Here is a 14,008-nt window from a genome sequence, read left to right on the forward strand (position 1 = left end):
GGGGAAATTAGCGTTACTCTTCGGCTGGTTCCGGAAGAGGCTCTTCGTCAGGTATTGTCACTTGAAGCTGCAATACACGACGGTTGTCCGCAGAGGTAACTTTGAAGCTATAGTTTTCAAGTTCCACCACTTCACCGCGTGAAGGGAGATGACCGAATGCCGTCATTACCATACCGCCAACAGTGTCAACCTCTTCATCACTGAATGAGGTATTGAAAGTTTCGTTGAACTCTTCAATTGTGGTCAGGGCTTTCACTGCGTAGGTGTGCTTGCTGAGTTTGCGGATATCTAGCTCTTCCTCGTCGTCGAATTCATCTTCGATGTCACCCACGATCTCTTCGAGAATATCTTCAATAGTCACAAGACCAGAAACACCACCGAACTCATCTACGACAATAGACATGTGATATCGTTCCTCTCGGAACTCTTTGAGTAGACGATCTACCCGTTTACTTTCAGGAACAACGACCGCAGGGCGGATCACTTGTTCAATATCAAATGGCGCACTGCCTGAGCCTAAATATTTAAGTAAGTCCTTCGCTAACAGGATGCCTTCAACATGGTCTTTGTCTTCACTGATAACAGGGTAGCGTGAGTGTTGTGCATCAGTAATTAGGTTAACCAGAGCGTCTAAATCATCGCTACGATCAACCGTGACCATTTGAGATCGTGGGATCATAATATCGCGCACGCGCATTTCTGCGATTTCCATAACACCTTCAAGCATATCTCGGGTGTCGTGGTCGATCAGGTCATTCTCTTCTGAGTCACGGAACACTTCCACTAACTCTTGGCGATCTTTAGGTTCACCTTGGAACAGTTGACCTAGGCGTCCGAAGAAGGACTTTCTACTCGGACCTTCAGATTTTTCTTTTTTACCTTCTAGAGAAGAGGGCGAATTATCTTCGTTCATTTTTTCTCAATTAAGCAACGCTATCAGATGTGTGATAGCTCACATTGAAAGCCGAGAAGAGGTACATAAAGCTTCTGGGCTTTCACAAGCGAGCAGCCTTACGACGACTCTTTTTCCGCTAGGTATGGATCTTGAAAACCCATACTCAGCATAATTTCTGTTTCGAACGACTCCATCTCTTCGGCTTCGTCGTCCTCGATATGATCATAACCTAGCAGATGCAAGCTACCATGTACAACCATATGCGCCCAGTGTGCCATCAAAGGTTTAGATTGCTCTTGTGCTTCTTGCTCAACTACCTGTTTGCAGATGATGAGATCACCGAGCAAATCCAGCTCAATACCCGGAGGTGCTTCAAAAGGAAAAGACAACACATTGGTTGGTTTGTCTTTGCCGCGATAGTCATGGTTAAGCTGATGGCTTTCCTGTTCATCGACAATACGAACAGTGACTTCGGCTTGAGGCTGAAATTTTGTCACTGCAGAGTTTAACCAGAGATAGACATCTTCAAAGCTTGGTAAGCCTTTCTCATCTTCGACTGCTACTTGAAGATCTAGTTCGATGCTCATGACGGTTTCGTCTCCGAAGTCACATCAGGTTGAGCCACTGGTGCTTCCTGAAATTTTGCTTCGCGTTCTTCACGACGTCGTTTTTCGTACTCTTTACGCTCTTTTTGATCTTGCGCTTCCCACTTCTCATAGGCATTGACGATACGAGCAACCACTGGGTGTCGAACGACGTCGTCAGATTGGAAGAAGTTAAAGCTGATTTCATCTACTTCATTGAGAACTTCAATGGCATGGCGAAGCCCTGACTTTGCTCCCCGTGGTAAATCAATTTGAGTAACATCACCAGTGATGACTGCGCGGGAGTTAAAGCCGATTCGAGTCAGGAACATCTTCATCTGTTCAACGGTGGTATTCTGACTTTCATCCAAGATGATGAACGCATCGTTTAATGTACGGCCCCGCATATAAGCCAGTGGAGCCACTTCAATAACATTACGTTCAATCAGTTTCTCTACTTTCTCGAAGCCCAACATCTCGAAAAGCGCGTCATAAAGTGGACGTAGATACGGGTCGACTTTTTGGCTTAGGTCACCTGGGAGAAAGCCCAGCTTTTCGCCCGCTTCAACAGCAGGACGTGTTAGTAGAATACGACGAATCTCTTGACGCTCTAGAGCATCTACGGCGGCAGCAACGGCAAGATACGTCTTACCTGTACCGGCAGGGCCAATACCGAAAGAGATGTCATGCGTGACCATATTGACCAGATACTGAGCTTGATTCGGTGTACGCGGCTTGATGACGCCTTTTTTAGTCTTAATAAACACTTCTTTACCGTGTTGGAAACTCGCTTCTAGATCTTGCTCGAGTACACCTGTTTCTTTGATCGCAAGATGGATCTCGTCTGGTTCAACATCTGGAATGTTGCCGCGAACAGGTGCCGTGTTTACGTAAAGTGTTTTAATGATTTCCAATGCCGCCGCTGAGGTATGAGGTTTACCTACGATGGTAAAGAAGTTGCCTCGGTAGCTAATTTCGACACCCAAACGGCGTTCTAAGTGTTTGATGTTGTCATCGAAAGGACCGCACAGACTTGCAAGGCGGCGGTTATCAGAAGGTTCTAGATCGATCTCTAGAGTCACAATTTTATTGCTCAAAGTTGCCTCTCGTTGTTTGTCACTCTAAAAAAGCCCGATTTAGACCGGGCTTTTAGTGACTTTATATACCTTTCTCTAAGATGGTATCAGAGTCAGGTAAATTCAAGCTAATTTCGAACTTAAGGTGTAAAGGTTGCTACACCTAGCTCATCTTCGCGTTTTGTTTTCGCCATCATCTGAGTGGGTGAGATTACCGTGCGCAGATCCATGTCTTTCTCTGTGCGCACAATTTCACCACGCAATGAGTTAGCGAAGACATCCGTAATTTTCACATCGACAAATTGACCGATAAGCTCAGCATTACCTTCGAAGTTAACAACGCGGTTGTTCTCAGTCCGTGCGCGAAGTTCCATCAGATTCTTTTTCGAAGGACCTTCAACCAATACGCGTTGCTCTGTACCCAGCATTAGGCGAGAGAAGCGCATCGCTTGCGCATTCACTGTTTGCTGAAGTTCGTATAAGCGCTCTTTCTTGGTCTGCTCCGAAAGGTCACATGGATAATCTGCAGCGGGTGTCCCCGGACGTGGCGAGAAGATAAAGCTGAAGCTCATATCGAAATCGACATCTTTGATCAGCTTCATTGTGGCTTGGTGGTCCATATCAGATTCACCTGGGAAGCCAACAATAAAGTCAGAACTGATTTGAATATCAGGACGCGCTTTACGCAGTTTACGGATAATTGACTTGTATTCGATACCTGTGTGCGGGCGCTTCATCATAGTTAGAATACGGTCGCTGCCGCTTTGCACTGGTAGGTGCAAGAAGCTTACTAGCTCAGGCGTGTCTTCGTAAACGGCAATAATGTCATCGGTGAACTCAAGCGGGTGACTGGTGGTGAAACGAATTCGGTCGATACCATCAATTGAAGCGACAAGGCGAAGCAATTCTGCGAAGCTGCAGATATCACCTTCGTGTGTTGGACCTCGGTAAGCGTTCACGTTTTGCCCTAGCAGGTTCACTTCACGTACGCCTTGATCCGCTAGCTGAGCAATTTCGAATAGAACATCATCCATTGGGCGGCTAACTTCTTCACCACGGGTGTACGGTACAACACAGTAGGTACAGTACTTCGAACAACCTTCCATAATAGAAACAAATGCGGTAGCGCCTTCTGCACGTGGCTCTGGCAGGCGGTCAAACTTCTCAATCTCTGGGAAAGAGATGTCCATCACTGGCGCGTCATTACTCTGCGACTGTTTGATCATTTCAGGCAGGCGGTGCAATGTCTGAGGGCCAAAGATGACGTCAACGAACGGCGCACGCTCGCGAATGTGGTCACCTTCCTGAGTCGCTACACAGCCGCCGACACCAATAACAACGCCTTCTTTTTTATCTTTAAGGGTTTTCCAACGACCTAGCTGGTGGAATACCTTTTCTTGTGCTTTTTCACGGATAGAACAGGTATTCAATAGTAGTACGTCTGCTTCCTCTGGTTCTTCTGTTAGCTCATAGCCATTTGCAGCATTCAGTAGATCGGCCATTTTCGATGAATCGTATTCGTTCATCTGACAGCCCCAGGTTTTAATTAGCAGTTTTTTACTCATGTTGTTCGCTCGATCGTTAGTTTAAATTAAGGGAGCAAATCGCCCAGTATATAACAGTGCCAGCCGCTTTTATTCTTTGCAATTGGCGATACTTTAGCCGCTATGGTGGCGGTAAGCGGCGTATTGTACTGCTTTAAAAACCCACTGACTAGTGTTGTCACCTTTTCAGTTAAAACCTTTGCAATGCAAGGGCTTTGCCCTTATATGCGTTGAGGTTTTTGGTTACATTTCGGCGATGAAAAAGTACAATGAAAAACCGCTATATAATCAACAAATAAAGTGCAAAATATGACCAAATATGATGTTGCCATTATCGGTGGCGGTATGGTTGGTGCGGCGATTGCGATCGGTTTCGCCAAGCAAGGCAGAGCCGTTGTTGTCGTTGAAGGTAAGGCACCTCAGCCGTTTTCAGCAGAGCAGCCGATGGATATTCGCGTCTCGGCGATCTCACAGCATTCTGTCTCGATATTGGAAGAACTGGGTGCGTGGCAGGCAATATCACAGATGCGAGTATGTCCTTACCGTCGACTGGAAACTTGGGAACACCCAGAATGCAGAACCCGTTTCCATGCTGATGCACTGAATATGGAGCGACTTGGCTATATTGTTGAAAACCGCCTGATTCAGTTGGGACTGTGGAGGGAATTTGAACGTTACTCTAACATCACGCTTCGCTGCCCAGAGCGATTAGATCACATTGAGTTTGGTCAACCTTGCACGGTTCGCTTGATTTCTGGCCAATCTATTCAGGCTGACTTGGTTGTTGGGGCTGACGGAGCTAATTCTCAGGTCAGAGATCTCGCTGGGATTGGTGTGACGGCATGGGATTATCGCCAACATTGTATGCTGATCAATGTTGAAACTGAACAGCCCCAACAAGACATTACCTGGCAGCAATTTACGCCATCAGGGCCGCGTTCGTTTCTTCCGTTATGCGGAAATCAGGGTTCATTGGTCTGGTATGATTCTCCTCAGCGCATCAAACAGCTGTGTTCTATGACCAATGAGGGGCTGCGGCAAGAGGTTCTGAGTCATTTTCCTGCCGAATTAGGTGATATCAAAGTACTCCAAGCAGGCTCATTCCCTCTAGCCAGACGACACGCACAGTCCTATTCAGCGCTTGGTTGTGTGCTTGCTGGTGATTCTGCGCATACAATAAACCCGTTGGCTGGGCAGGGGGTAAATATTGGCTTTAAAGATGTTGCAGCGTTACTTGACGTAACGGAAGGAAAGGCACATTTTTCGCAGGAAGTGCTCAAGCTCTACGAACGTAAACGTCGCCCTGATAACCTGCTTATGCAATCGGGAATGGACTTTTTCTACAAGAGTTTTAGTAACGATCTGGCTCCACTTAAATTTGCCCGCAACGCCGCACTAAAAGTGGCTGACAATGCTGGGCCGTTAAAAAGTCAGGTGTTGAAATACGCATTGGGGCTAAAATAATCTGAAAGAAAGGAAATAAAAAACGCAGCTGATTCGCTGCGTTTTTTGTAGTTGGCTAAGTAAAAATTACTTAGTTACGCGTAGGACTGGTGTTTCACCTACAGATACTGAACCAGATAGCTTGTTCAGCTCTTTAATTTCGTCCATGTTAGAGATAACGACAGGCGTTAGAGTTGATTTTGCTTTCTCTTCTAGAAGCGCTAGATCGAACTCGATGATAGTGTCGCCAGCTTTAACTGTTTGACCTTCTTCTGCAATACGCTTGAAGCCTTCGCCTTTTAGTTCAACAGTGTCGATACCGAAGTGAACGAATAGCTCTACGCCGTCGTCAGACTCGATTGAGAATGCGTGGTTAGTTTCAAAGATCTTACCGATTGTACCGTTTACAGGAGCTACCATTTTGCTGCCAGCAGGTTTGATAGCGATACCATCACCAACGATTTTCTCAGCGAAAACGACATCTGGCACATCTTCGATGTTTACGATTTCACCAGACAGAGGCGCGATGATTTCAATTGCACCTGCGTCAGCACTGTCGTCAGATACTAGCTTCTTAAGTTTGTCAAACAGACCCATTGTGTCATGCTCCTAACGTTTTATTTAATTCTGTCGAATTATAGTATACCAATCTCACACGATAGACGACTGTTTTTAGCCGTCTATCTTAATGGTATCAGTCAATTATTGAGTTTTCTCTGCGATGAATTTTTCTACAGCGGATTCAATTTCTGCTGCTGTTGGTAGAGAAAGCGCTTCTTCTGCCATTGCTTTGACTTCTGCAAAGTTCGAGTTACGAATCACTTTCTTCACCTTTGGAATAGAGATACCGCTCATAGAGAACTCGTCTAGCCCCATACCCAGAAGCAGAAGTGTTGCTCTCTCATCACCAGCAAGCTCACCACACATACCAGTCCATTTACCCTCAGCGTGAGAAGCGTCTATCACTTGCTTGATCACTGTAAGTACAGCTGGAGAGAGTGGGTTGTATAGGTGTGAAATCATCTCGTTACCACGGTCTACTGCTAGCGTATATTGAGTGAGATCGTTGGTACCGATAGAGAAGAATGCGACTTCTTTTGCTAGGTGGTGTGCGATAGCAGCTGCTGCAGGAGTCTCAACCATTACACCAATTTCGATGTTTTCGTCGAATGCATGACCTTCAGCGCGAAGTTCGGCTTTGTACTCTTCGATAGCTTTCTTCAGTTCACGTATCTCTTCTACCGAAATGATCATTGGGAACATAATACGAAGCTTACCGTGTGCAGATGCACGCAGGATGCCGCGTAGCTGGTCACGAAGGATTTCACGACGGTCTAAGCTGATACGGACTGCGCGCCAGCCTAGGAATGGGTTCATCTCTTGTGGCAGATCCATGTAAGGAAGGTCTTTGTCACCACCGATATCCATAGTGCGGATAATCACCGATTCACCGTTCATTGCTTCTGCAACGTCTTTGTACGCTTGGTATTGCTCTTCTTCAGTAGGAAGTGCATCACGGTCCATGAATAGGAATTCAGTACGATACAGACCCACACCTTCACCGCCATTGCGGATGATGCCATCACAGTCTTTGACTGTACCAATGTTACCACACACCTCTACACGGTGACCGTCTAGAGTCTCAGCGTGGAGATCTTTAAGCTTAGCGAGTTCTTCTTTTTCAGCAACGAATGCAGCTTTTACTGCTTTCGCTTCTTCTAGTTCGGCTGCAGAAGGGTTGATAACGATTTTGTTGTTCATCGCATCTAGAATCAGCATGTCGCCGTTCTTAACTTGTTTAGTGATGTCGTTCGTACCAACGATGGCAGGAAGCTCAAGTGAGCGAGCCATGATTGAGGTGTGAGAAGTACGACCGCCAATGTCACAAGCAAAACCAAGAACGTAGTCTAGGTTGATTTGCGCTGTCTCTGACGGTGTTAGGTCGTAAGCAACCAGAATGACTTCTTCGTTGATATCGCTAAGTGAAACGATATTGATGCCAAGAGCATTTTTAACAAAACGGGTGCCGATATCACGGATATCTGTTGCACGTTCTTTTAGGTATTCGTCGTCTAGGGATTCAAGAGCGGTCGCTTGTTCTTCGATAACCGTATGAATGGCGTTATCGGCGTGCATCTTGTCGTTTTTGATCAGTGCTAGGATTTCTTCTTCTAGCTCTTCATCTTCAAGAAGCATGATATGACCTTCAAAGATCGCTTCTTTTTCTTCACCGAAGGTTTCAAGGGCTTTCTGCTTGATAGTTTCAAGCTGAGCTGCTGATTTGTTACGTGCGTCAAAAAAGCGAGCTACTTCTGCTTCTATTTGAGCATCGGTAATTGAGTGAGTGTTTAGGACAATTTCATCTTCTTGAAGGAGTAGTGCTTTACCAATAGCAATACCTGGAGATGCTAGGATGCCTGAAATCATAGCCTTACCTTAAATTGGTCAACTTTAAAACGGGAGAAAATATGAATTCGCTACCGATAATGTGTAGCTTATATCTGGGCCTATTTCCAACAAAGCCATTTTGCTTTCACAAAATGGCTTTAGAAATAGCAGACCGGATTAGTGTAGTTGATCCATTAGAGCAACTAGGTGGTCAACAGCTTGTTGAGCTTGAGGGCCCTCAGCTGAGATAGTAACTTGCGTACCTTTTACTAGGCCAAGAGTTTGAAGTTTGAACAGGCTTTTCGCGCTAGCGCTTTTACCGTTAGAAGTCACAGTGATGTCTGCATCAAAGCCTTTTGCCTCTTTAACAAACTGTGCAGCTGGACGAGTGTGAAGACCATTTTCTGCAGTGATTTCTACTTGCTTCTCGTACATGTTATATACCCCAATTGATTTATATTTTGATCGTTTCTAAATCAGATTCAGCTTAACCCCGAACGTCGCTTTGTGCCAAATACACAATATTCATTTAGTGTCATAGTTGATACTGATTGCAAATTTTCCAGTCATGATTCCAATCTGTGCTGGATCTCATCACTGGGATAAATTCTCATTTAGCTTTTATTTTGAAGCTAAAAATAAAACTGCCCCGATATTACCAAAGGTGAGGCAGGGATCAACAAAAAAGCCCCATAAAGGGGCTTTTTCAGACGAAAAATTGATTTGACAACGGATTACTGTTGGTTCTCTTTCTCTGTAAAGATGCCTGAAAACAGTGCAGTACTTAAGTAACGTTCACCTGAGCTAGGAAGTACAGTTACGATTGTTTTTCCTTCAAATTCAGGTAGTTCTGCCAACCTGTTCGCGGCAACAACCGCTGCGCCAGAAGAGATGCCAGCCAGAATGCCTTCCTCTTCCATAAGCCTGCGTGCCATTTCGATAGCGTCCTCAGAAGTCACTGACTCAACACGGTCGAGAAGCTCTAAATCTAGGTTGCCGGGAATGAAACCAGCGCCGATACCTTGAATTTTATGCGGTGCAGGTTGGATTTCTTCGCCTGCAAGTGCCTGAGCAATAACAGGCGATTCTGCTGGTTCAACGGCAACAGATACAATGTTCTTGCCTTTCTCGCCCTTAAGGTATCGAGTTGTTCCTGTGATAGTACCACCAGTGCCTACACCAGCAACGAATACGTCAACTTCGCCATCAGTCGCTTCCCAGATTTCGGGCCCCGTGGTTTTTTCGTGAATCTGTGGATTCGCTGGGTTGTTGAACTGTTGTAGCAGCAAGTATTTTTCGGGGTTGGCTGCTACAATTTCTTCTGCTTTAGCAATCGCTCCCTTCATACCTTTTGCCGCTTCGGTTAGCTCGAGGTTTGCACCTAGGGCTTTAAGCAGTTTACGGCGCTCAAGGCTCATGGATTCGGGCATGGTCAGAGTCAGTTTGTAACCACGAGCGGCTGCTACGAAAGCTAAAGCGATACCGGTATTGCCACTGGTTGGTTCTACAAGCTCAACCCCTGGTTTTAGAGTGCCTGTTTTTTCTGCTTCCCAGATCATGTTGGCACCAATACGGCATTTCACGCTGAAGCTGGGGTTACGAGCCTCAATTTTCGCCAGCACTTTACCTTTGCTGACTTTGTTTAGACGTACTAGTGGCGTATTACCGATAGTAAGAGAGTTATCTTCGTAGATTTTACTCATGTCGTGATCCTTCATCTGTTAAAAGCTTATCAACCGTGTATCAGGTTAAGAAGCCAGTACTTCTTGTGCCCAATATAGAGTGCGTGGTTAGAAGAGTAGGCTAGCTGAAAATTCTAGAGAAGGATTAAAAAGTTATAACTTATTAGAATGAGATGAAGTGCATGTTATTTAACTAACATGCACTAATGGTTGACTAGCGTTTGAACTCGGATACCCAAATTGCTGTCGCGCCGCACACAGCAACTGGCATGACAATCAGATTTAAAATCGGAATCGTTGTAAATATGGCGACTAAAGCCCCAAAACTATAGGCTTTCCCTTGTTTTTGTTTCAAATTGTTACGCATTTCGTTAAAAGGAACCTTATGGTTGTCAAAAGGATAGTCGCAATATTGGATGGCCAACATCCAAGCCGTAAATCCAAACCACAGAACGGGACCGAGTGTCTGTCCCAAGGCGGGAATCAGCAACAAAATAAACAGGCCAATGGCTTTTGGTAAAACGTAAAGTAGCTTTCGCCATTCTCGTGCGAGAATTCTGGGAGTATCCCTCACAACCGCAAACATTCCATCCTCATTGACCTTTTTCCCAGTTAGGTGTTCTTCTACCTTTTCAGCCAATAAACCGTTGAAGGGGGCGGCGACAAAATTTGCTAATGTGCTGAAGAAATAAGAGAAAGTCGCTAAAATTGTCAATACTAATAGTGGCCACAAAATATAGCTTAGCCAAGACAGAAACCCAGGGAGTTGTCCCATTAACTGTTCTATCCATACGTCTAAGTGCGAAAACAGATAAAATAGTGCCCCTCCTACAAGCAAAATATTTGCGAGTAAGGGCAGCAGAACAAATTGACGGATACCAGGTGTGACCGCAAGTTCAAGGCCATAAAAGAAGTAACCGAAACCGGAACGTTGATGTATTTTTGAATTCATAAGCCCTGACTGTTGGTGGTGTGAAATCGAACGCTTTTTATCTTAACAAGAAAAAAAGCGTGTTCAAAATCACAACATTGCATGAACTTCTCACATTAAGTTGTTCTAAAACGGGTGAGAGTTTTGGTAGAGTTAGATATAGAAAGGTTTAACCAGATTCGATAAGTTGGCTTAAGGTCTACATGTATCGAGTAATTTGAGAGCGAAAAATGCAGGAATTGCGATTTGTACTCATAATCGTCGGGGCTTTAGCGATAGCAGCGCTACTGTTCCACGGTTTATGGACAAGCAAAAAGAAGGAAAAGCCAAGTTTGGCAGTAAGCCTCTTCGTAAATTGGATGCTGACAAAGAGGATGCTCCTGATACGGTGCCAGAGCGTGCATTTGCACCCGAAGATGATTTTGAAATCATTCGTAAAGAGCGCAAAGAGCCTGATTTCGCTGAAGAGAAGCTGGCCGCTGATCCGTTGATTGATGGTTATGTTGACGCCGACGTTAAGACAGTGAGTCAACTTGATTTGCCTTCTGAATCGGCTGAAAAAAAGGTCAACGAAGAGCCTGAACTGGACGTGCCATCTATCTCAACCAAAGTGTTGGATGATATTGAAGCGAATGTGGAGTCAGTTGTGGCCTCAGAGCCACAAGACACGGAACCTTTATTCGTCAATGACACGCATGAGCCTGAAGTCGTTTCGGCTGAGCCAGAAATGCAAGTTATCGTGCTCAATGTGCATTGCGCAGGGACTGAGCCATTTGTTGGAACAAAGCTATTTGATAGCATGGAACAGAACGGTTTACTTTACGGTGAAATGGATATTTTCCATCGTCATTCAGATTTGTCTGGGACAGGTAAGGTGCTGTTTAGCGTCGCTAATATGATGCAACCTGGTACGCTTGAACATACCGATCCTGCGGCGTTTACAACCAAAGGTATCTCATTCTTTATGACGCTCCCATGTTACGGTGACCCTGAACAGAATTTTAAGTTGATGCTAAAAACAGCTCAGCAGATAGCCGATGATTTAGGCGCAAATGTACTCGATGATGCTCGCAATTTAATGACGCCAAACCGTCTAGATGCATACCGAGCGCAGATTCAGAGTTTCAAAACAGCAGAGTCTGCTTAAGCTACTCTTAATTCAATCAAGGCTCCGAATCCGGAGCCTTTCTTTTGGAACATGGCATAGTTGCTAACCTGACAAAGCCTGTTCATACTCCTGCAAATTATATCCCGACATCAATACGATATCGGTCGTTAAAACGATTAAGTACAGAGTTATTTATGTCACAAGAGATTCAAGAAAAGCTCAATCAGTTGCGTGAGACCCTCCATTACCACGGTGTTAAGTATTACGTTGAAGACAACCCTGAGATCCCTGATGCTGAATATGATCGATTAATGCGTGAGCTATTAGCGCTCGAAACCGACAACCCTGAGCTGGTCACTTTGGATTCTCCAAGTCAGCGTGTAGGTGGACAGCCGCTTGATGGGTTCCAATCTGTAACCCATGAGATTCCGATGTTGTCATTGGACAATGCATTCGATGATGGCGAGCTAGAAAGCTTCCACAAGCGTATGTCTGATCGCATACCTTCTGCCGATTTCAAGGTTTTCTGCTGCGAGCCTAAACTGGATGGTCTGGCTGTAAGTTTACTGTATGAGAATGGTATTTTGGTTCAGGCGGCGACTCGAGGTGATGGCGCTACGGGAGAAAATATTACTGAGAATGTCCGCACCATCAAATCCATTCCGCTCAAATTGAGTGGTCAGGGTTGGCCGCAACGTATCGAGGTACGTGGTGAAGTCTTTATGCCAAAAGAAGGCTTCGACAAATTGAATCAGCAAGCCCAGAAAAAGGGCGAGAAAGTCTTTGTGAATCCACGTAACGCAGCAGCAGGCAGTTTACGTCAATTGGATTCCCGTATTACAGCCACACGTCCTCTTAGTTTCTATGCATACAGCGTTGGTGTTGTTGAAGGAACTGCATTGTCTGAAAGCCATTATGAGCGCTTTCTGCAACTGAAAGGCTGGGGGCTACCAATGTGCCCTGAAACTCGTCGAGTTGCTAATTTGACCGAAGTAAAAGCTTATTATCAAGATATTTTAGAGCGCCGAGAAGCTTTACCCTATGAAATCGATGGGGTTGTGATTAAAGTCGACGATATTGGATTACAAGAACAGTTAGGCTTTGTTGCTAGAGCACCACGATGGGCGATTGCTTACAAGTTTCCTGCGCAAGAAGAGATCACCTTGCTGAATGATGTTGAGTTCCAAGTCGGAAGGACTGGAGCGATTACACCTGTAGCCAAACTGGAGCCAGTGTTTGTCGGCGGTGTGACGGTCAGCAATGCAACATTGCACAATGCAGATGAGATTGAGCGCCTTGGTGTGAAAGTCGGTGATAGCGTCATCATTCGCCGTGCAGGAGACGTGATTCCACAAATAGTTTCTGTGATTGAAGAGCGTCGACCAGATAATGCTCGCGATATCGTGTTTCCAAAACAGTGTCCTGTATGCTGTTCAGAGGTGGAACGTATTGAAGGTGAAGCGGTTGCGCGATGTTCTGGTGGCTTAGTTTGTCAGGCGCAACGTAAAGAGGCATTGAGACATTTTGTGTCTCGTAAAGCTCTTGATGTCGATGGGCTTGGAGAGAAGGTCATTGAACAGCTAGTGGATCGAGAGATGGTTGAAACGCCAGCAGATTTATTCAGTTTATCCGCTGGGGTGATAACTGTCCTTGATCGTATGGGGCCGAAATCAGCGCAAAATATTGTTGATGCATTAAACAAAGCTAAGCAGACGACATTGCCTCGATTCCTCTATTCCCTTGGTATTCGAGAAGTTGGTGAAGCTACAGCGGCCAATTTAGCTCAGCATTTTAAAACTCTAGATGCAGTTCAAACTGCCAATCTTGAACAACTCATTGAAGTCTCTGATATTGGCGATATCGTTGCCAATCATATCATCGCTTTCTTTGCTCAAGATAAAAACCAACAAGTTATCCAAAGTCTTCTCGACCAAGGGATAGTATGGCCTGAGATTGAAGAACCGAGCGGAGACATTCCCCAACCGCTAGCAGGAAAAATAGTGGTGCTTACTGGGTCTTTGTCACAACTATCTAGAAATGAAGCCAAAGCCGCATTGCAGGGGCTAGGCGCTAAAGTGACAGGCAGTGTGAGCAAGAAAACAGACATTTTATTTGCTGGTGAAAATGCAGGTTCTAAACTTGCTAAAGCTCAAGAATTAGGTATCGAAATCCAAACTGAACAGGATTTAGTTAATCTAATCTAAAGCCAGTTCAATTAGAAAAAACCACCCATACGGGTGGTTTTTTTTTGTGGTAAAAATACTGATGATTTTAACGATTATCGAGGCCAATATTAATGCAGTGATCAAGATCTTATAACTGATAAACTTCTCTTTTTCACTATTTTTATGCGAGTC

At 45.0% G+C, this 14,008-nt stretch carries 11 protein-coding genes and 1 pseudogene; 3 read left to right on the forward strand and 9 right to left on the reverse strand.

The window, feature by feature from the left end; genetic code table 11:
• Positions 1 to 13: 13 nt before the first annotated feature.
• From corC to miaB, 4 genes are all read right to left on the reverse strand, one after another.
• Entirely contained in the window at positions 14 to 913 is a 900-nt protein-coding gene (corC, locus tag KW548_05725) for a CNNM family magnesium/cobalt transport protein CorC (protein QXX07504.1), read from the reverse strand.
• Between the two features lie 98 nt (positions 914 to 1,011).
• Entirely contained in the window at positions 1,012 to 1,482 is a 471-nt protein-coding gene (gene ybeY / locus KW548_05730; protein ID QXX07505.1) for an rRNA maturation RNase YbeY, read from the reverse strand.
• On the reverse strand, positions 1,479 to 2,576 hold the full coding sequence (locus KW548_05735; protein QXX07506.1) for a PhoH family protein: 1,098 nt from the start codon (positions 2,574 to 2,576) through the stop codon (positions 1,479 to 1,481). The genes ybeY and KW548_05735 overlap by 4 nt, the downstream gene beginning before the upstream one ends.
• Positions 2,577 to 2,695: 119 nt before the next feature.
• Positions 2,696 to 4,120, reverse strand: coding sequence for a tRNA (N6-isopentenyl adenosine(37)-C2)-methylthiotransferase MiaB (gene miaB, locus KW548_05740; GenBank protein QXX07507.1), 1,425 nt, complete (start codon positions 4,118 to 4,120; stop codon positions 2,696 to 2,698).
• A gap of 288 nt (positions 4,121 to 4,408) precedes the next feature.
• Here miaB and KW548_05745 point away from each other — a divergent pair, with 288 nt between their 5' ends.
• Complete coding sequence (locus tag KW548_05745) at positions 4,409 to 5,563, forward strand: 2-octaprenyl-3-methyl-6-methoxy-1,4-benzoquinol hydroxylase (protein ID QXX07508.1); 1,155 nt, start codon at positions 4,409 to 4,411, stop codon at positions 5,561 to 5,563.
• 66 nt (positions 5,564 to 5,629) lie between these two features.
• Here KW548_05745 and crr read toward each other — a convergent pair whose 3' ends face one another.
• From crr to cysZ, 5 genes are all read right to left on the reverse strand, one after another.
• Positions 5,630 to 6,139, reverse strand: coding sequence for a PTS glucose transporter subunit IIA (crr, locus tag KW548_05750; protein ID QXX07509.1), 510 nt, complete (start codon positions 6,137 to 6,139; stop codon positions 5,630 to 5,632).
• Between the two features lie 105 nt (positions 6,140 to 6,244).
• Positions 6,245 to 7,969: a phosphoenolpyruvate-protein phosphotransferase PtsI gene (gene ptsI / locus KW548_05755; protein QXX07510.1), complete on the reverse strand. Its 1,725-nt coding sequence runs from the start codon at positions 7,967 to 7,969 to the stop codon at positions 6,245 to 6,247.
• 138 nt (positions 7,970 to 8,107) lie between these two features.
• Complete coding sequence (locus KW548_05760; protein ID QXX07511.1) at positions 8,108 to 8,365, reverse strand: HPr family phosphocarrier protein; 258 nt, start codon at positions 8,363 to 8,365, stop codon at positions 8,108 to 8,110.
• Positions 8,366 to 8,664: 299 nt separating this feature from the next.
• Positions 8,665 to 9,633, reverse strand: a complete 969-nt coding sequence (gene cysK, locus KW548_05765) for a cysteine synthase A (protein QXX07512.1) — start codon at positions 9,631 to 9,633, stop codon at positions 8,665 to 8,667.
• Between the two features lie 193 nt (positions 9,634 to 9,826).
• A complete protein-coding gene (cysZ, locus tag KW548_05770) occupies positions 9,827 to 10,564 on the reverse strand; it encodes a sulfate transporter CysZ (GenBank protein ID QXX07513.1) in 738 nt (245 codons plus the stop codon).
• 209 nt (positions 10,565 to 10,773) lie between these two features.
• Here cysZ and zipA point away from each other — a divergent pair.
• Positions 10,774 to 11,690, forward strand: a pseudogene (gene zipA / locus KW548_05775) (cell division protein ZipA).
• A gap of 155 nt (positions 11,691 to 11,845) precedes the next feature.
• Positions 11,846 to 13,855: an NAD-dependent DNA ligase LigA gene (ligA, locus tag KW548_05780; GenBank protein ID QXX07514.1), complete on the forward strand. Its 2,010-nt coding sequence runs from the start codon at positions 11,846 to 11,848 to the stop codon at positions 13,853 to 13,855.
• Positions 13,856 to 14,008 lie beyond the last annotated feature (153 nt).

Source organism: Vibrio neptunius, from assembly GCA_019339365.1.
In the GTDB taxonomy this organism is placed as follows: domain Bacteria; phylum Pseudomonadota; class Gammaproteobacteria; order Enterobacterales; family Vibrionaceae; genus Vibrio; species Vibrio neptunius.